The 19,136-nt window shown below is 66.2% G+C and carries 17 protein-coding genes; 8 read left to right on the forward strand and 9 right to left on the reverse strand.

What is annotated here, in order from left to right:
• Nucleotides 1-184 precede the first annotated feature (184 nt).
• Entirely contained in the window at nucleotides 185-466 is a 282-nt protein-coding gene (locus tag AC3D24_RS05355; protein WP_489028870.1) for a hypothetical protein, read from the reverse strand.
• Between the two features lie 103 nt (nucleotides 467-569).
• Entirely contained in the window at nucleotides 570-1,010 is a 441-nt protein-coding gene (locus tag AC3D24_RS05360) for a host attachment family protein (RefSeq protein ID WP_489028872.1), read from the reverse strand.
• A 143-nt stretch (nucleotides 1,011-1,153) separates the two neighbouring features.
• On the opposite strand from AC3D24_RS05360, the gene serS reads away from it, so the two are divergent.
• The 5 genes from serS to AC3D24_RS05385 all read left to right on the forward strand — a co-directional run bounded on the left by serS (nucleotide 1,154) and on the right by AC3D24_RS05385 (nucleotide 6,099).
• The gene (serS, locus tag AC3D24_RS05365; RefSeq protein ID WP_489028874.1) at nucleotides 1,154-2,431 is read left to right on the forward strand and encodes a serine--tRNA ligase; all 1,278 of its coding nucleotides are present in this window, start codon (nucleotides 1,154-1,156) and stop codon (nucleotides 2,429-2,431) included.
• A complete protein-coding gene (gene surE / locus AC3D24_RS05370; protein WP_489028876.1) occupies nucleotides 2,431-3,195 on the forward strand; it encodes a 5'/3'-nucleotidase SurE in 765 nt (254 codons plus the stop codon). Before serS ends, surE begins: the two co-directional genes overlap by 1 nt.
• Nucleotides 3,195-4,322, forward strand: a complete 1,128-nt coding sequence (locus tag AC3D24_RS05375) for a peptidoglycan DD-metalloendopeptidase family protein (protein WP_489028878.1) — start codon at nucleotides 3,195-3,197, stop codon at nucleotides 4,320-4,322. Before surE ends, AC3D24_RS05375 begins: the two co-directional genes overlap by 1 nt.
• 128 nt (nucleotides 4,323-4,450) lie before the next feature.
• The gene (gene tyrS / locus AC3D24_RS05380) at nucleotides 4,451-5,674 is read left to right on the forward strand and encodes a tyrosine--tRNA ligase (protein ID WP_489028880.1); all 1,224 of its coding nucleotides are present in this window, start codon (nucleotides 4,451-4,453) and stop codon (nucleotides 5,672-5,674) included.
• 107 nt (nucleotides 5,675-5,781) lie between these two features.
• Nucleotides 5,782-6,099, forward strand: a complete 318-nt coding sequence (locus tag AC3D24_RS05385; protein WP_489028882.1) for a PilZ domain-containing protein — start codon at nucleotides 5,782-5,784, stop codon at nucleotides 6,097-6,099.
• Nucleotides 6,100-6,103: 4 nt separating this feature from the next.
• Here the strand turns inward: AC3D24_RS05385 and recG are convergent, their stop codons facing one another.
• Nucleotides 6,104-8,155, reverse strand: coding sequence for an ATP-dependent DNA helicase RecG (gene recG, locus AC3D24_RS05390; RefSeq protein ID WP_489028884.1), 2,052 nt, complete (start codon nucleotides 8,153-8,155; stop codon nucleotides 6,104-6,106).
• A gap of 73 nt (nucleotides 8,156-8,228) precedes the next feature.
• On the opposite strand from recG, the gene AC3D24_RS05395 reads away from it, so the two are divergent.
• Both AC3D24_RS05395 and mfd read left to right on the forward strand, forming a co-directional pair.
• A complete protein-coding gene (locus tag AC3D24_RS05395) occupies nucleotides 8,229-8,495 on the forward strand; it encodes an FAD assembly factor SdhE (RefSeq protein ID WP_333927506.1) in 267 nt (88 codons plus the stop codon).
• 126 nt (nucleotides 8,496-8,621) lie between these two features.
• Nucleotides 8,622-12,092, forward strand: a complete 3,471-nt coding sequence (gene mfd / locus AC3D24_RS05400; RefSeq protein WP_489028886.1) for a transcription-repair coupling factor — start codon at nucleotides 8,622-8,624, stop codon at nucleotides 12,090-12,092.
• A gap of 179 nt (nucleotides 12,093-12,271) precedes the next feature.
• Here mfd and AC3D24_RS05405 read toward each other — a convergent pair whose 3' ends face one another.
• From AC3D24_RS05405 to AC3D24_RS05425, 5 genes are all read right to left on the reverse strand, one after another.
• Nucleotides 12,272-12,898: a CC0125/CC1285 family lipoprotein gene (locus AC3D24_RS05405; protein WP_353468224.1), complete on the reverse strand. Its 627-nt coding sequence runs from the start codon at nucleotides 12,896-12,898 to the stop codon at nucleotides 12,272-12,274.
• Nucleotides 12,899-13,021: 123 nt separating this feature from the next.
• A complete protein-coding gene (locus AC3D24_RS05410) occupies nucleotides 13,022-13,438 on the reverse strand; it encodes a secondary thiamine-phosphate synthase enzyme YjbQ (protein ID WP_489028889.1) in 417 nt (138 codons plus the stop codon).
• Between the two features lie 309 nt (nucleotides 13,439-13,747).
• Complete coding sequence (secA, locus tag AC3D24_RS05415) at nucleotides 13,748-16,486, reverse strand: preprotein translocase subunit SecA (RefSeq protein WP_489028891.1); 2,739 nt, start codon at nucleotides 16,484-16,486, stop codon at nucleotides 13,748-13,750.
• 102 nt (nucleotides 16,487-16,588) lie between these two features.
• The gene (locus tag AC3D24_RS05420) at nucleotides 16,589-16,840 is read right to left on the reverse strand and encodes a hypothetical protein (protein WP_489028893.1); all 252 of its coding nucleotides are present in this window, start codon (nucleotides 16,838-16,840) and stop codon (nucleotides 16,589-16,591) included.
• A 35-nt stretch (nucleotides 16,841-16,875) separates the two neighbouring features.
• A complete protein-coding gene (locus AC3D24_RS05425; RefSeq protein WP_489028895.1) occupies nucleotides 16,876-17,382 on the reverse strand; it encodes an energy transducer TonB in 507 nt (168 codons plus the stop codon).
• An 84-nt stretch (nucleotides 17,383-17,466) separates the two neighbouring features.
• Between AC3D24_RS05425 and argJ the strand changes: the two genes are divergently transcribed.
• Nucleotides 17,467-18,687, forward strand: a complete 1,221-nt coding sequence (gene argJ, locus AC3D24_RS05430; protein WP_489028897.1) for a bifunctional glutamate N-acetyltransferase/amino-acid acetyltransferase ArgJ — start codon at nucleotides 17,467-17,469, stop codon at nucleotides 18,685-18,687.
• Between the two features lie 110 nt (nucleotides 18,688-18,797).
• Here argJ and trxA read toward each other — a convergent pair whose 3' ends face one another.
• Entirely contained in the window at nucleotides 18,798-19,121 is a 324-nt protein-coding gene (trxA, locus tag AC3D24_RS05435) for a thioredoxin TrxA (protein ID WP_489028899.1), read from the reverse strand.
• Nucleotides 19,122-19,136: the final 15 nt, after the last annotated feature.

Below are 19,136 nucleotides of genomic sequence, written 5' to 3' on the forward strand. Positions count from 1 at the left end.
GCCATGGCGGATGGGGCTCGAATGGCGGCTCGGGATCGTCCGGCGGCTCGGGATCTTCCGGCAGCTCTGGTTCATCTGGCAGCAGCGGTTCGTCGGGAAGTAGCGGTTCGTCGGGAAGTTCCAGTTCATCGGGGAGTTCGGCATCGTCGGGCAGCAGCAGCGGGAGCTCGTCGGGATCGAGCGGCTATGGTTCCAGCAGCAAGGGCTGGGGCTCCAGCGGCGGTTGGAACTCGACCGGAGGCTGGAGCTCCAACGGCAGTAGCGGGTCATCGGGCAGTTCGGGATCATCGGGCAGCAGCGGATCTAGCGGCAGTTCGAGCGGATCCAGCGCATCAAGCAGCGCCAGTAGCAGTGCGAGCAGTTCAGGTGGTAGCACCGGTTCGAGCGGCGGCCAGCCCGCTCCGGTTCCTGCACCGCCGATGGTGCTGTTGTTCGGTGCGGCCGCGGCAGCCCTCGTAGCGCGCAAGCGGTTTTCCAAGCCGAGCACTGCCACGGGCTAAGTAGCGTCATCACGCAGCAAAAAAGGCCCCGTCGGAAGTCTCCGACGGGGCCTTTTCTTTTTCGGCGGTTCAGGCGTTCTTGAGCGCCTTCTCGATGTCCTTGATCGGGTGACCGGTCAGGTCCTTGTCGAGTTCGCCGGCCAGGCGACTGCTGACCTCCTTGTGATAATGCTTGCGCAGTTCGCCGAGCGTCTTGGGCGGCGCGACGATGATCAGCGTCTCGAAATCGTTCTTCAGCGCACGCTTCTTGAGCATCGCGGCGGCATCCGCGGCAAAGCGATCTTCCTCGATCTGGTGGAAATCGGTCGGCTCGACCGAACTCTGCACGCCGCCCTGCGGTGACGAGGCGCGGCCTGCTGAATCGGTGGCCTGATCGCGCGTCGCGGGATTGTCCTGCTCCTGCGCTTCCTCAACGATCAGGTTGGGGAATTCACTGTCGCCCTCGTTGCGCAGGAACAGCATTTTCCGGCCATCCGCGACGAGCACGACGGAATTATGGGGAAGCTGCATGCGATATCTCCTTTTCGCTGTGCGTGTAGTGGATGAACGCGTGGCGTACCGGGGAGGTTGCTTCTGATCCGCCCTCGCCAAGGGTACGAGCGTAGGGGCGGGCCGCCTTGCTTACGCCTGCCCGCCCCGGCATAGCCTGAGCCATGCACGACATACGCCTGATCCGCGACGATCCCGCCGCCTTCGACGCCGCCCTCGCCAAGCGGGGCTTCGCACCGCAGTCCGCTTCGCTGGTGACGCTCGACGAGCAGCGCCGCGCGACGATCGCGGACTCGCAGACCGCACAGACCCGCCGCAACGAACTGTCGAAGGCGATCGGCCAGGCCAAGGCGCAGAAGGACGAGGCCAAGGCGCAGGCGCTGATGGCCGAAGTCGCGAGCCTAAAGGAGGCGCTACCCGCGCTGGAAGCCGACGAGGCACGGTTGAGCGGCGAACTCGGCGACCTGCTGGCAGCGATCCCCAACCTGCCCGCCGCGGACGTCCCCGAAGGCGGCGGCGAGGAGGACAACGCGCTCGTCCACACGCGCGGCACGCCCTCGACCTTCGCGTTCACCGCGCGCGAACACGACGCGATCGGCCCCGCGATCGGCCTCGATTTCGAGACCGGCGCGGCGATGTCCGGCGCACGCTTCACGCTGGTCCGCGGGCCTGCCGCCAGGCTGCAACGCGCGCTCGGGCAGTTCATGCTGGATCATGTCGCAGACGCCGGCTTCGAGCAGGTTTCGCCGCCGCTGCTGGTCCGCGACGAGGCTGTGTTCGGGACCGGGCAGCTGCCGAAATTCGCGGAGGATCTGTTCCGCACGACCGACGGTCGCTGGCTGATCCCAACTGCCGAGGTGAGCCTCACCAACATTGTCCGCGAGCAGATCCTGTCCGAAGCCGAACTGCCGCTGCGCTTTACCGCCCTGACGCCGTGCTTCCGCTCCGAGGCGGGCGCTGCGGGGCGCGACACGCGCGGCTACATCCGCCAGCATCAGTTCGACAAGGTCGAGATGGTGTCGATCGTCACCCCCGACATGTCCGAAGCCGAGCATGAGCGGATGACGGCGTGCGCGGAAGGCGTGCTCGACGCGTTGCAGCTACCGTTCAGGCGGATGCTCCTATGCACCGGCGATATGGGCTTCACCGCGGCACGCACCTACGATCTCGAAGTCTGGCTGCCGGGCCAGGCGCGCTACCGGGAGATCAGCAGCGTCTCGACCTGCACCGATTTCCAGGCGCGCCGGATGAACGCACGCTATCGTCCCGAGGGCGAGAAGGGTACGCGGTTCGTCCACACGCTCAACGGTTCGGCGCTGGCGGTCGGCCGGACGCTCGTCGCGGTGCTGGAGAATTACCAGCAGGAGGACGGCTCGGTCGCGGTACCGGCCGTGCTTCAGCCGTATCTAGGCGGGCTGACCGTTCTGGAGCCCAAGCGCTGATGCGGATCCTCCTCACCAACGACGACGGCTATCACGCGCCCGGCCTGAAGGTGCTGGAGGCGATCGCGAAGACGCTGTCCGACGACATCTGGGTGGTCGCGCCTGCAGAGGAACAGTCGGGGGCTGGGCATTCGCTCACGTTGTCGCGGCCGATCCGGGTGCGAAAGCATGGCGAGAAGCGCTATGCGGTGGCAGGCACGCCGACCGATGCCGTGATGATGGCGCTCGCCAAGATCATGAAGGATTGTCCGCCCGACCTGATCCTGTCGGGCGTCAACCGCGGCGCCAACCTCGCCGAGGACGTGACCTATTCCGGCACGGTCTCAGCGGCGATGGAGGGCGCGCTAGGCGGTATCCGGTCGATCGCGCTGAGCCAGATCTACAGCCGCGAGGGCATGGGCGACAGCGTGCCGTTCGAGGCGGCAGCGGCGTGGGGGGAGCGCGTATTACGCCCGCTGGTCGATGCACCGCTCGCCCCGCGAACGCTGGTCAACGTCAACTTTCCCGCCGGCCCGGCCGATGCGGTAAAGGGCGTGCGCGTCGTCGGTCAGGGCCTGCGCGACTATGGCCGGTTGCAGATCGTCACCAACACCGATCCGCGTGGGTACGAGTATCACTGGTTCGCGCTCGGCCGGACCGTCGAAACGCCTGCGCACGCGACCGACCTCGAAGCGACCGCGGAAGGGTATGTGTCGGTGACGCCGCTGCATCTCGACCTGACGCATTTCGAGTCGATGGACATGCTCGAACGGGCCTATCGCTGATGCGGCATACGCGCGCGCTGGTCTCGATCGCGGCGCTGCCGTTGCTCGGGCTCGCCGCGTGCATTCCGCATGTCGATCGTCCCGCCGGCTATGGCGGCCCGCCATCGCGCCCGTACCGCGATCCACCGCCTCGCCGCGACGATCCGCCGCCGCGCCGGGACGCCGCGCCGGCTAGGGACATCCCCGGCCGCGACACGGGCGAGGTCACCACCCTGCCCGCCCCGCGCCCCGCCTGGGAAGCGCGTCCGGTCAGCGCCGATGCGATGATCATCCCCGATTCGACCTATGTCGTCCAGCCGGGCGATACGCTGCGCCGCGTGGTCGATCGCAGCGGCGCGAGCCTCGAGGCCATCGCGCGGGCCAATGACCTCGACTCGCCCTACACGATCCGCAGCGGCCAGCGGCTGACGATTCCCGGCGGACGCTATCACCAGGTCCGCCGCGGCGAGACCGGGATCGCAATCGCGCGCGCCTACGGCGTCGAATGGTCGCGGATCGTCGCTGCCAACGCGCTGGTCGAGCCCTATGTCCTGCGCGCCGACCAGCGTGTCCTGATCCCCGACGCGCCGGGCGGCGGCAGGCCCAGCGCATCCGAACGCGCGCAGGCCTTCACGCTCGACATCGACGACATCCTGACCGGTGGCGAACCCGCGCTGGCGAGCAACCAGGCGCCGGCGAAACCGATCGCGACGCCGCGCCGCGTGCTGCCGTCGAACGCGGTCGTCACCGCCCCGGCGCGCTTGGCGAGCGGCGGGTTCCTTTGGCCCGTCGACGGCAAGGTCGTGAAACGCTTCGGCCACGGCGCCAGCGGCGAACGCAACGACGGCATAAAGATCGCCGTACCGGTCTCGACGCCGATCCATGCCGCGGCGGACGGCGTGGTCGCCTATGTCGGCGACGGCATCGCCGCACTCGGCGGGCTGGTGATCATCAAACACGGCGGCGGCTGGACGAGCGTCTATGGCCATGCGTCGAAGCTGCTCGTGCAACGTGGCCAGAGCGTGAAGCGTGGCCAGACGATCGCGCTGTCCGGGGATACTGGGTTCGCGGACCGACCGGAATTACACTTCGAACTCCGCAAGGGGCGCACGCCGGTGGATCCAACGTCGCAATTGCCGCGAACCTAGCCGCTCAGGCAAAACCGTCATCCCAGCGAAAGCCGGGATATCCCGGTTCGAGCCGGAGCACCCGCCCCATAAAGATCCCAGCTTTCGCTGGGATGACGGCGGTGGGAGCGCATGCTAGTCGCCCTCCCATGACCTACCAGTCCGACCTGCTCACCACGCTGACCTCGCGCGGCTATGTCCACCAGATGACCGACTCGAGCGCACTCGATGCGCTCGCCGGCACGCAGGTCGTCCCTGGCTATATCGGCTTCGATCCGACCGCGCCGTCGCTGCACGTCGGCAGTCTCGTCCAGATCATGCTGCTGCGCCGGCTTCAGCAGACCGGCCACAAGCCGATCGTCCTGATGGGCGGCGGCACCGGCAAGATCGGCGACCCCAGCTTCAAGGACGAAGCTCGGAAGCTGCTCGGTGAGGACGGGATCAAGGCCAACGTCGCCTCGATCCGCCGCATCTTCGAGCGCTTCCTGACGTTCGGCGACGGCCCCACCGACGCGGTGATGCTCGACAATGCCGAGTGGCTCGACGCACTCGAATACATCCCGTTCCTGCGCGACGTCGGCCAGCATTTCTCGGTCAACCGGATGCTCGCGTTCGATTCGGTCAAGCTCCGCCTCGACCGCGAACAGTCGCTGAGCTTCCTCGAATTCAACTACATGATCCTCCAGGCGTACGACTTCCTCGAACTGTCGCGCCGCGCCGGGTGCCGGTTGCAGATGGGCGGATCTGACCAATGGGGCAACATCGTCAACGGCATCGAACTCGCCCGCCGGATGGACTCGACCGAGGTCTACGGCGTCACCACGCCGCTGATCACGACCGCGGATGGCGGCAAGATGGGCAAGACGATGTCGGGCGCGGTCTGGCTGCACGAGGACCAGTTGCCGCACTTCGATTACTGGCAGTTCTGGCGCAACACCGACGACCGCGACGTCGGCCGCTTCCTGAAGCTGTTCACCGACCTCCCGCTCGACGAAATCGCGCGTCTCGAGGCGCTCGAAGGCGCGGAAATCAACGCCGCCAAGATCGTCCTCGCCAACGAAGCGACCGCAATGTGCCGCGGTCGCGATGCCGCCGAGCAAGCCGCCGAAACCGCGCGAAAAACGTTCGAAGAAGGCGCGTCGGGCGATGCGCTGCCGAGCCTTGCCGTAACGGGTAGTGCGATCGGCATTGTCGAAGCGCTCGTCGGGCTCGGCTTCGTCGCCTCGAACGGCGAAGCGCGGCGCAAGATCGCCGAGGGCGCGGTGCGCGTCGACGGCGAGCCGGCGCGCGAGGCGACGCTTTCGATCGACGTGACGGTTCCGGTTCGCCTCAGTCTCGGGAAAAAACGACATGGGATGCTAACCCCTTCGTAATAGACGCATTCTCGTTCCGAAAAACGGCGCGTTAAGGATGACCGTTCGTATCCGGTTCACCGCGCGGGTCTTACAATTGGCGAATGTTCGTAACCGGGGAACGATCAATGCCAGGCTATGCAATGGCCGTTCGAGATGCGCGCGGCGACCCTCGTGACGAGGTCATGCACCGCACGCGCGCGGTCGACTCCGAAGGGCGCAGCATCAAGCTGGTGCTCGTCAACATGTCCGCAAACGGCTTGATGGCGCGCTGCGAGGGCGATCCGAAGGCCGGCGATCGCCTGCAGATCCAGCTGCCGATCCTGGGCAATGTCGGGGCCGTGGTGCGCTGGTCGCTGGGCGGACGGATCGGCTGCGAGCTCGAACGGACGATTCCGCTCGCCGAATTTTACGGTATGCTTTCGGTGATGATCCGGCCCAGTTGACCGCTCAGCCCGAGCGAAGCAGCGCCACGCCCGCATCGCGGTCGAACAAATACAGCGCGGTCCTTGCCGCCTGCCCTCTCGGTCCCTCCAACCCGCCATCGCGATCGATCAGCAAGCGTGCGTCGTCGTGCGCGCATTGCAGGAGGTCGGCCATCATGTCCGGGGTCGCGAGCCGGAACGCCATCTCGCCCGACTGCTTCGTGCCGAGCAGTTCGCCGGCGCCACGGAGGCGCAGATCCTCCTCGGCGATGCGGAAGCCATCGTTGGTCTCGCGCATCAGGGCTAGGCGCGCGCGCGAGGTCTCGCTGAGCGACGAGCCGCGCATCAGCAGGCAGATCGATCGTCCGGTGCCGCGCCCCACCCGCCCGCGGAGCTGATGAAGCTGGGCGAGGCCGAAGCGATCGGCGTGCTCGATCACGATCAGCGTCGCGTTGGGGACGTCGACGCCAACCTCGATCACCGTCGTCGCGACGAGGACGGAGGTGCGGGCGGCGGAGAACTCGGCCATTACCGCATCCTTCTCCGCGGGTTTCATGCGGCCGTGGACGAGCGCGACCTTCTCGCCGAACCGGGCACGCAGCGTTTCCGCACGCATTTCGGCAGCGGCGAGGTCGCTCTTCTCGCTCTCCTCGACTAGCGGGCACACCCAGTATGCCTGCCCGCCATCCGCCAGATGCCGGCCGAGCGCGTTGACCACGTCATCGAGGCGATCCTCCGAGATCACCCGCGTTTCAATTGGCTGACGGCCCGGCGGCATCTCGTCGAGGCGGCTGACATCCATCTCGCCGTACTGCGCGAGCGTCAGCGTGCGTGGGATCGGCGTCGCGGTCATCGCCAGCAGATGCGGCGGTGCGACGCCCTTCGCCTGCAACGTCATGCGTTGCGCGACACCGAAGCGGTGCTGTTCGTCTACCACCACCAGCGCGAGGTCCTTGTAGCCGACCGCCTCCTGGAAGATCGCGTGCGTGCCGATCAGGATATCGATCTCGCCGCTCGCCAGCGCCATCAATGTTGCTTCCCGCACGCGCCCCTTGTCGCGACCGGTGAGCACGCCGACCTCGATCGGCAGACCGGCGAGCGTCTTGCGCAACGTCTCGTAATGTTGGCGAGCGAGGATCTCGGTCGGCGCGAGCATCGCCGCCTGCGCACCAGCCTCCACGGCGATCAGCATCGCCATCGCCGCCACCAGCGTCTTGCCGGAGCCGACATCGCCTTGCAGCAGCCGCAGCATCGGCGCGGTCTGCACAAGATCGCCCTCGATCTCGCCGACCGTCCGCGATTGCGCGCCGGTCAGCGTGTAGGGCAGCTTCAGCAGGTCCCGCAGCCGGCCGTTGCCCTGCAATGCACGGCCACGACGCTTGCGGGTGTCCGCGCGGACGATTGTCATCGCGAGCTGGTTCGCGAACACCTCGTCATACGCCAGCCGCTCGCGCGCCTTCGCATCCGACGGGTCGGCATGGATGCGCTCCAGCGATTCGTGCCAGCCCGGCCATTCGCGTTTCGCCTTCAGGCCGGGCTCGATCCACTCGGGCAGGTCCGGCGCGCGCGCGACCGCCTGCGTAGTCAGCGCCGCCAGCCGTCGCGACGTAAGGCCTTCCGACAGCGGGTAGATCGGCTCGCGTTCGCGCAACTCCTCGTCGGGTTCGACGATATCGGGGTGCACGATCTGCAATTCCTGGCCGTATTCGTCGAGCCGGCCCGAGATACGCTTGGCCTCGCCGATCGGGAGCAGTTTCTTCGCCCAGCCCGAACTGCCCCCGAAGAAGACGAGGCTGACGTAATTGCCGTGCTCGTCGGTTGCCTGCACGCGCGTCGGACCGCGGCCTGCGCTGATCCTGTAGTCGCGCGGGGTCAGCGTGATCGTGATGATCCGCCCGGCATCGCTCGACATCAGCTCGGTGCGCGGCAGGCGATCGACGTACCCCGTCGGCAGATGGAAGGCGACGTCGACGACGCGCGCGAGCCCGAGCCGGTCGAGCGGCTTGGCGAGCGCAGGCCCCACCCCCTTCAGGACGAGGGTTTCGGCGAACAGCGGATTGAGGATTTCGGGTCGCATGACTATCTGGCCTCTATAGCCTAGCCGACGCCCGCCGCCAGCGGGTCGCCGGCTCTTCGTGTTTGGAGATACGATGGACCACGAGACCCGCCTCAAGCGCCTGGGCTTTCGCAGCTCGCACCGCGGCACGCGCGAAGCCGACATGATGATCGGCGGCTTCTTCGAAACCTATGGCCGGACGTGGACGCCCGAGCAGCTCGACTGGTTCGAGGCGCTGCTCGAGGAACAGGACGTCGACATCATGGGCTGGGCGATCGGCTCGATCGCGTGCCCGCCCGAGTGGGACGGGCCGATGATGCAGGCGATGCGCGACATCGATTACGTGACGGTCGTGAAGTAATTTTCGGAACTGTTCCCCGGCGAAGGCCGGGGCCCAGGTGGGGGACGTCGATGATTGACGTTCGAGCCTAATTACCATTGCCTTCCCAACTGGGCCGCGGCCTCCGCCGGGGAACGAGAAGCGAATATGCCAGACCTCAAGACGATCCTTTCCGCGACGAGCCCGCTGACGCTGTCGGGCGTGCCGTCCGGTTTCCAGCCGTCGCTGCTCGCCGACCTTGCGCGCGCTGCGAAGACCCGCGCGGTGTTCATCGCGCCCGACGATGCGGCGATGCGCGCGATCGCCTCAACCGCGGCGTATTTCGCGCCCGATCTCGAAGTGCTGAGCTTCCCGGCCTGGGACTGTCTTCCCTACGACCGCGCCTCGCCGACGCTCCGCATCATGGCCGAGCGCGTCGCGGCGCTGCAACGCCTGCAAGGCAAGCCAAAGGGTCCGCAGCTCCTCCTCACCACCGCCAACGCCGCGACGCAGCGCGTCCTCACCCCGTTCCGCATCCGCCAGCTCGTCGCGCGGCTCGCCCCCGGCGAACGGATCGGCCGGGACAAGCTCGCGATGCTGCTCCAGGCGAACGGCTATGTCCGCACCGACACCGTCCACGACCAGGGCGAATACGCGGTGCGCGGCGGGATCGTCGATCTCTACCCCTCGGGTGAGGACCACGCGCTCCGCCTCGATTTCTTCGGCGACGAGATCGAGAGCGTCCGCACGTTCGACGCGGCCGACCAGCGCACCACCGGCCGGATCGACGGCTTCGTCCTGCTCCCTGCCTCCGAAGCGCTGCTCGACGAAGACTCGATCAAACGTTTCCGTACACGCTACCGTGACGCGTTCGGCGCGACCGCGACCGGCGATCCGATGTACCAGGCGATCTCCGAAGGTCGCCGCATCGCGGGCATGGAGCATTGGCTGCCGCTGTTCGAGGAGAAGATGGCGACGCTGTTCGACCATCTCGGCGCCGACGACGTGGTGGTGCGCGACAACGGCGTCGCCGCGGCGGTGGAGAGCCGGCTCGAATCGATTGCCGACTATTATGAGAACCGCAAGCGCGCCGAGGCCGCCCAGCCCGGCAGTTATCGGCCGATGCCCGCCAAGGCACTGTATCTCGACGCGCAGGAATGGTCCGGCGGGGTTGAGGCGTTCGCCGCGCATATCACGTCGCCCTTCCACGAACCGCCGAGCGACACTGTCCTCGACTTCGACGTCGACGGCCCGCGCGATTTCGGTCCCGAGCGCGCGGCGCAGGCGAACATCTACGAAGCCGTCGCAGATCACGTCGAGAAGCTCCGCAAGCAAGGTCGGAAGCCGATCCTTGCCAGTTACTCGATCGGCGCACGCGAACGCCTGGGGAGCCTGCTCGCCGACCACGGGATGAAGGGCGGCAAGCACGCCGACACCTGGCAGGAGGCGCTCGGCATCGCCGACACCGCCAAGAGCTTCGGCGTCGCGCTGATCGTCCTGCCGCTCGACCACGGCTTCACCGCGCCGGGGATCGCGGTTCTCACCGAGCAAGACATGCTCGGCGACCGCCTCGTCCACCGCAAGAAGCGCAAGAAATCCGCCGACGCATTCCTCGCCGAGCTCGCGACGCTGACGCCCGGCGACCTCGTCGTCCATACCGAGCACGGCATCGGACGGTACGAGGGACTGACCTCGATCCCGGTCGGCCAGAGTCCGCACGACTGCGTCGCGCTCAGCTATGCCGGCGGCGACAAGCTGTACGTGCCGGTCGAGAATATCGACGTCCTCTCGCGCTACGGCTCGTCCGAGGAAGGCGCGACGCTCGACCGTCTCGGCGGCGAAGGCTGGCAGCGTCGCAAGTCGAAGATGAAGGAGCGGATCCGCGAGATCGCCGGCGAACTCATCGCGACCGCCGCCGAACGCGCGCTGCATCCGGGCGACGTGCTCGAACCCGATGCGAGCGGCTACCCGAGCTTCGTCGATCGCTTCCCCTACGAGGAGACCGAGGACCAGGACCGCGCGATCGAGGACGTGCTCGGCGATCTCGCCGCGGGCAAACCGATGGATCGGTTGGTCGTCGGCGACGTCGGCTTCGGCAAGACCGAGGTCGCGCTGCGGGCAGCGTTCGTCGCGGCGATGGGCGGCAAGCAGGTCGCGATCGTCTGCCCCACCACCCTGCTCGCGCGCCAGCATTACAACAACTTCGTGAGCCGCTTCGAAGGCTTCCCGATGAACATGGGCCGCCTCTCGCGGCTCGTCACCGCGAGCGAAGCGAAGGCGACCAAGGAGGGGCTCGCGAACGGCACGATCGACGTCGTCATCGGCACGCATGCGCTGCTCGCCAAGAACATCGACTTCAAGCGGCTCGGGCTGGTAGTGGTGGACGAGGAGCAGCGCTTCGGCGTGACGCACAAGGAGCGGTTGAAGGCGCTGCGAGCGGACGTCCACATGCTGACGCTGACCGCGACGCCGATCCCGCGGACGCTGCAGATGGCGATGTCGGGCATCCGCGAGCTGTCAGTGATCCAGACCCCGCCGGTCGATCGCCTCGCGGTGCGGACGTACATCATGCCGTTCGACCCGGTCGTGCTGCGCGAGGCGTTGCTGCGCGAGCATTACCGCGGCGGGCAGAGCTTCGTCGTCACGCCCCGGGTGGCGGACCTGCCCGAGATCGAGGACTTCCTGCGCGAACAGGTCCCCGAGATCCGCTTCGTCGTCGCGCACGGCCAGATGTCGCCGACCGAGGTCGAGGAGCGGATGTCGGCGTTCTACGACAAGAAGTTCGAGGTGCTGGTCTCGACCACGATCATCGAGAGCGGGATCGACATCGCGTCCGCCAATACGATGATCGTCCACCGCGCCGATCGCTTCGGTCTCGCCCAGCTATACCAGCTGCGCGGGCGCGTCGGCCGGTCGAAGACGCGCGCGTACGCGTATCTCGTGACGCCGCCTGAGCGGCAGATGACCGTCACCGCGGAGAAGCGCCTGAAGGTGTTGTCCGATCTTGATTCGCTGGGGGCTGGCTTCCAGCTGGCGAGCCACGATCTCGACATCCGCGGCGCTGGCAACATGCTCGGCGACGAGCAGACCGGGCATATCAAGGAGGTCGGGTTCGAGCTCTACCAGGCGATGCTGGAGGAGGCGATCATGGACGCCAAGGCCGGCGGCATGACCTCGTCGCGGCCGCGCGATTTCTCGCCGCAGATCACGGTCGATGCGCCGATCCTCATCCCGGAGGATTACGTGCCCGATCTCGATTTGCGGATGGGGCTGTATCGTCGGCTCAACGACCTCGACGAGAGCCAAGAGATCGAGGCGTTCGCGGCCGAGATGATCGATCGCTTCGGCCCGCTGCCGGATGCGACCGAGAACCTGATCAAGGTCATCGAGATCAAGCTGAACGCCAAGAAGGCATGCGTGTCGAAGATCGATGTCGGGCCGAAGGGCGTGCTGGTGTCGTTCCACGACGACAAGCCGCCGAACATCGACAAGCTGCTGGCCTATGTCGAGCGGCTGAACGGGGTTGCGCGGTTGCGGCCGGACAGCAAGCTGGTGTTGCAGCGGGCGTGGGGTGATCCGAAGGCGCGGCTGCACGGGGCGTTGCAGTTGTCGAAGGGGTTGGCGAAGGCGGCTGGGTGATGTCTTAGCCCTCTCTCCCCTTCGGGGAGAGGGTTGGGTGAGGGGCGGCGCGGGCGCTGCCCTCTATAACAGCCCCTCACCCCGGCCCTCTCCCCGAAGGGGAGAGGGAGCAGCGCTACGAAAAAGGCCGGACTACCCTAGGGTAGCCCGGCCTTTTTACCGTTTCGAAATGTCGAAGGTTACTTCGGCAACACGACACTCGGTCCGATGCTGTCGACCACCTTTCGCGCATCGAAGGCGCGGATGTTGTCGCGGGGGATCGGGCCCTTGCGCATCACGATCTCGGCGGTCGCTTCATACCGATCGATCGTGCGGACGTCGAAGTCGTTGCCCCATGGGCCACCACCGAAACCGCCATAGCCGCCGCCGAAACCACCACCGAAGCCGCCGTAAGGGCTCCAGTTGCGCCAGCCGAAGCCGCGGCCGTAATAGCGCCACGACGGACCCCAGTAGCCGCCGAAGCCGCCATACCCGAACCCGCCGCCAATGCCCGGCGTCGAGTAGGTACGCGACTGGAGGTTGGTGTCGCGATCGGCCATCAGGTAATAGTCATAGCCGTTCTGCAACGTCAGTTCGGCCGCGCGGAAGAACAGGTAACGCTCGACGGTATCGCGCGACGTGACGCTGTTGCCAGCGAAGCTGACAAGGAAGCGACCGGGCTCGACCTGGCGGTCGCTATAGCCGGTGCGGTTGAACCCCTGACCCGTCGCGGGTCGATAAGCGGTCTCGGTCGCGCATCCGGCCAGCAGCAGCGCGCCCGTTGCGAGCGCTGCGAATGCGACCTTGCGACCCGGTGTCTTGAACATGGTCTAGTCTCCGTTCGCGGCGAATGCGGCGAAACGCCGCTTATTAGCCGTCAGTGGTGGAACGGTTGATGAACGACATCGCTCCAATGCGCCACCTAGCTGACGCATTTTTCATAATCTGGGTCAGTCGCCGATGGCGTGAAGTGCCAGAGTGCGGCGATGTGGGCGGCGGCGGTGCTCGAAGAGATAGATGCCCTGCCACGTGCCGAGTGCGAGTCGGCCGTCGATCAGCGGGATCGAGAGCTGGAGCTGGGTAAGCGCGGTGCGGAGGTGGGCGGGCATGTCGTCCGGGCCCTCGTCGTCGTGAAGATACTCACGCGATTCAGGAGCTATGCCGGCGAAATAGGCTTCGAGGTCGGTGCGGACCTCGGGCGCGGCGTTTTCCTGGATCAGGAGGGACGCGGAGGTGTGGCGGCAGAAGATTGTCAGCAGGCCTTCGGTCAGGCGCTGTTCGCGGGTCCAGCGGGCGATCTGCTCGGTGACATCGACGAGGCCTTGGCGGGTGGTGTCGATGGTTAGGATGGTGGAGGCTTGGCGCATGGCGTCCTAACGATCGGTCGGGAGGGTTGCTCCAAGTCCGGTTCCCCTGGGCGTAGCCGTTCCCCTGCGAAGGCGGGGGCCCAGAGTCCCATATGCCATCGCCAATGGCCTGGACTCCCGCCTTCGCGGGAGAACCGGAGGGGTCGCATCATATCGCACCACCCCGGCGGAGGCCGGGGCCCAATTGGGGGACGTCGCTAACGAAGGGCGCGCTCCGTTACTGCGACCTTGTCAATTGGGCCCCGGCCTTCGCCGGGGTGGTAGCAGGTTCGGAAATTGGCGAGCGTTTAGTCCCGCAAGCTCAGCGCCTCAAACAGCCCCGTGGCACTGCTTGTACTTGCGCCCCGACCCGCAAGGGCAAGGCGCATTACGGCTGACCACACCCTCCCAGTTCGCCGGATCCTCGCCGATGTCAGCCTCCTGCGGCTGCGGGATCTGCAACGGCGGCATCGTCGACGTTATGTGACCACGCGTCCCCGCATCGAAGTCGTTCGAGTCATCATCCCCCGTGAACGGGTCAAAATGCGTCGTGATGAAGTCCGGCAGTTCGGGCAGCCCGACCGGCGCCTGCATCTGGAACTGCGCATGCGCGATCGTCTTGGTCACGTCCTCGCGGATCGTCTCGAGCATCCGCTGGAACAGCGAGAACGCCTCCTGCTTATACTCGTTGATCGGCGTCTTCTGCGCATAGGCCCGCAGATGGACTACCTGACGCAGCGCATCGAGCGTCGCCAGATGCTCCTTCCAGTGATGGTCGAGGTTCTGCAACAGGATCGACTTCTCGACCGACGTCCACGTCTCCGCATCGAGGTCCGCCGACTTCTGCGCGATCGCCTCGTCGGCCATCGCCCGGACGCGCTCCTCGATCACCTCGGGGTCGACCGACTCCTCGAGCAGCCACGCGTCGATCGGCGGCTCGAGGTTCATCACCTCGGCAAGCCGCGTCTTCATCCCCGCGACATCCCACTGCTCGGGGTACGAGTTCGGCGGGCACGCATCGCCGACGATCACGTTGACCGTCTCCGCGCGCATGTCGGTCACCACGTCGCCGACCGTATCGGCATCCATGATGTCCGCGCGCTGCTCGTAGATGACCTTGCGCTGTTCGTTCATCACGTCATCATATTCGACGACCTGCTTGCGGATGTCGTAGTTGCGCGCCTCGACCTTCTTCTGCGCGGTCTCGATCGCCTTCGACAACCACTTGCTGCCGATCGCCTCGCCGTCCTCGATGTTGTTGCGCATCATCTTGGCGAACAGCGTGTCCGGCCCGAAGATGCGCAGCAGATCGTCGTCGAGGCTGAGGTAGAAGCGCGACAGGCCCGGATCGCCCTGGCGACCCGAGCGCCCGCGCAGCTGGTTGTCGATACGCCGGCTCTCGTGCCGCTCGGTGCCGAGCACGAACAGGCCGCCGGCGGCGAGCACCGCCTGCTTCTCCGCCTCGATCTCGATCGTGATCCGCTTCGCCGCCTCGTCATATTCGGGCGTACCCTCGACCAGCTCCGGATGCTCGTCGAGCATGCGGAATTCGAGGTTGCCACCGAGTTTGATGTCGGTGCCGCGGCCCGCCATGTTGGTCGCGATCGTCACCGCGGACTTGCGCCCGGCCTGTGCGACGATGTGCGCCTCCATCTCGTGGAAGCGCGCGTTGAGGACCTTGTGATCGACGTTCTCGCCGACCAGGAACTCGCTCAGCATCTCGGACTTCTCGATCGACACGGTGCCGACCAGCACCGGCTGGCCGAGGTCCGCGTGATGCTTGATCTTCTTGGCGATCGCCGCGAACTTGTCCTTGGTATCCTTGTAGAACTCGTCTTCCTCGTCGACGCGCTTTACTTCGACGTTGGTCGGGATGCTGACGACGTTGATCTTGTAGATGTCGTAGAATTCGGCCGCCTCGGTCGCCGCGGTGCCGGTCATGCCGCCGATCTTGGGGTACATGCGGAAATAGTTCTGGAACGTGATCGAGGCCATCGTCTGGTTCTCGGGCTCGATCTGGACGCCCTCCTTCGCCTCAACCGCCTGGTGCAGGCCGTCCGACCAGCGCCGGCCGTCCATCATGCGGCCCGTGAACTCGTCGATGATGATGACCTTGCCGTCCTTGACGATGTAGTCGATGTCCGACTTGAACATCACGATCGCACGCAGCGCCTGGTTGAGGTGATGCACGACCTGCGTGTTCTCGAAGTCGTACAGGTTCTGCCCCTCGAGCAGTCCGGCAGCCTCGAGCATCCGCTCGACCTTCTCTGTACCGTCCTCGGTGAGGATGATGGTCTTCTGCTTCTCGTCCTTGTCGTAATCGATCGGATCGAGCTGCTTCACGACCGCGTCGACCTGCATGTACAGCTCGGACTTGTCGTCGGTCGGGCCGGAGATGATCAGCGGCGTGCGCGCCTCGTCGATCAGCACCGAATCGACCTCGTCGACCACCGCGAAGTTGAACGCGCGCTGCGTCATCGCACTGCGCTCGTACTTCATGTTGTCGCGGAGGTAGTCGAAGCCGAACTCGTTGTTGGTGCCGTAGGTGATGTCGGCTGCGTAGGCGGCGCGGCGTTCCTCGTCGGACAGGTTCGGGATGATGACGCCGATCGTCATGCCGAGGAAGGTGTAGACCTGCCCCATCCATTCGGCGTCGCGTGCCGCGAGGTAATCGTTGACGGTGACGACATGGACGCCGTCGCCGGGGAGCGCGTTGAGATAGGTCGCGAGCGTGGCGACGAGCGTCTTGCCCTCGCCCGTCCGCATCTCGGCGATCTCGCCGCGGTGGAGGACGATACCGCCGACCATCTGCACGTCGTAGTGACGTTGGCCAAGCACGCGGTGCGCCGCTTCACGGACCGTCGCGAACGCCTCGGGGAGCAGGTCGTCGAGCTTCTCGCCCTCTGCAAGCCGCGCGCGGAACTTGACGGTCTGCGCGGAGAGTTCCTCGTCGGACATCGCCTGGAGCGACGGCTCGAACGAGGCGATCTTGGCGAGGATCGGGTTGAGCGACTTGACGTAGCGGTCGTTGGACGAACCGAACAAGGATTTGGCGAGGCCACCGAACATGGGCTGATTTCCTGAATTTGAGACGCGGCGGCGGCACACGGTGGGCGCACGCGGAAGTGGATCACTCGGATCCAAAGGTTACGATAACGTCACACCAAGACGCTATTCGCGGCGGCGCTCGGCCCATAGTGGTAGCGAGACGACGGCGATAGTGCGCAGCGCGCGGGCCACCGCGACCTGAGGCAAAGTAGAAAGGCGAGCTACCGGCCTTATCAAGACTTTGGCCGGCGTTGCAGCCACCGACTGCGAGCAAATGCTGCCTTGCGCGACCGCCTGCGCCGACTGGCCACGCACACCCGGGACCGCGCCGGTCAGCGCGGAGAGCAGGGCAGAGAGGAGCAGCAGCAGGTTCATGCAGCACCGGCTGTATGCGAGCTTGCGCGGAAAATCTACCGTTCGTCGGACGGCAGCACCCAACGGACGCGCGGAAGCTCGATCCTTGACGGGATGGCATGGCCCTTCGCATTGCGCGCGGCCACGAAACGACCGTGGCGAACCGCAGCGCGACACGTTCCGCGATCGAGCGAACCGGTTCCGCTGCGCGCAAGGATTTCGCACGCCTCGACCGCGCCATCCGCGCCAACGAGCAACGCTATACGAACTGCACCTTCCTTCTCGGCGCGCACTGCGGACGCGGGATAATCGTCGGGGCCGAACCAGTCCGCATAACGACCTACAGGTTGCGCCTTCTGGGCAACGACCGGCAAATCGCGCGGGATCGTGGTCGGGATCGGCAAGCGCCACCAGCGATAGCCATCCTCGGCGATCAGCAGGATACAGGCTGCCAGCGCCAGGCCGACCGTTGCGATCGCCACGAGGACCGCCACCATAACGCACGTGCTGCTGCCATCGAACCGCGCGACGGGTACCGTATCTATGTCCTGATCGATCTGCACGCGACCTTGGACACCGGCGCAAGGCGACCGGTCAAGTGCGACCGGCGATCTTGCCGGCACGGAAGCAGCGACTATTAAGGCGCGATGCAAACTTCCCCCCTCGCCCTGCCCTTTCCCGCCGCCCCTTCGATCGACGGCGTCGCGCTGCATGTCGCGCGGGCGCAGTACAAGACGTGGGATCGTTGCGACCTGACGTTCGTGACGCTGGAGCCGGGAACGGTGGTTGCCGGCGTGCTGACGCAGAGCAAGTGCCCGTCGCCTGAAGTGGAGTGGTGCCGCGCGGCGCTGACGCTGGGACAGGCGCGAGCGCTGGTAGTCAATGCCGGCAATTCCAACGCCTTTACCGGGTCGCGCGGGCGAGCAGCGGTCGAGGCAATCGCGGCCCGGACGGCTGCGCATCTTGGGTGCCTGCCTTCGGACGTGTTTGTGTCGTCGACCGGCGTGATCGGCGTGCCGTTGCCGATCGACAAGGCCGAGGCTGGACTCGACGCCGCGTTCGCGTCTGCGCCATGCGGTTGGGAGGATGCCGCCGCGACGATCATGACGACCGACACCTTCACCAAGGGCGCGGTGACGACGGCGGTGATCGGCGATCGGACCGTGACGCTCGTGGGGATCATCAAGGGCTCGGGGATGATCGCGCCGGACATGGCGACGATGCTCGGCTTCATCTTCACCGATGCCGCGGTCGAGCCGGAGTTCCTGCAGGCCGCGCTGTCGAAGGCGAACGCGCCGAGCTTTTCGTGCATCACCGTCGACAGCGATACATCGACCAGCGACACGGTGCTGGCGTTCGCGACGGGCAAGGCCGGTAACGTCGCGCTGGCGGACGATGACAGCGTGGGGGCGGACGCCTTCCGCGCGGCGCTGGCAGACTTGTGCCATCGACTCGCCATGCTCGTGGTTCGCGACGGCGAGGGCGCGCAGAAGCTGATCGAGATCCAGGTGACCGGCGCCGACAGCGACCGCAGCGCGCACCGCATCGCAATGAGCATCGCCAACTCGCCGCTGGTGAAGACCGCCATCGCAGGCGAGGACGCGAACTGGGGGCGTGTCGTCATGGCGGTCGGGAAGGCCGGCGAGCCCGCCGACCGCGATACGCTCTCGATCCGGTTCGGGAACACGCAGGTTGCCGAGCGTGGGCTGGCGCTTAGCGGCTATGACGAGGCGCCGGTCGCGGCGCACCTCAAGGGCCAAGAGATCGAGATTGGTGTCGACCTCGCGCTAGGCGAGGGTCGCGCAACAGTATGGACCTGCGATCTGACGCACGGATACATCTCGATCAATGCAGATTATCGCAGCTGATCCCCAAGCCCGTCACCCCAGTGAGAGCTGGGGTATCCCGGTTGGCGAGAGGGATGGCTCGAACCGGGAGATCCCCGCTTTCGCTGGGATGACGGAGGGGCAAGTGTTCCTTAAGCCAGCTCGCCCTCTAGCCAAGCCTTCAACTGCCCCTTGGGTGCAGCGCCGACCTTGGTCGCCGCCGGTGCGCCGCCCTTGAACAGGATCATCGTCGGGATCCCGCGCACGCCGTATTTGCCCGGCGCGTCGGGGTTCTCGTCGATGTTGATCTTGGTGATCGTCACCTTCTCGCCCAGCTCGTCGGAAAGTTCCTCGAGCGACGGCCCGATCATCTTGCACGGACCGCACCATTCGGCCCAGAAATCAACGAGCACGGGGCCTTCGGCGTTCAGAACGTCGGCGGTGAAGCTGGCATCGGTAATCTGCTTGGTAGCCATCGTGAAATCTCCTTC

This window comes from Sphingomonas sp. SL1004 (assembly GCF_057815015.1).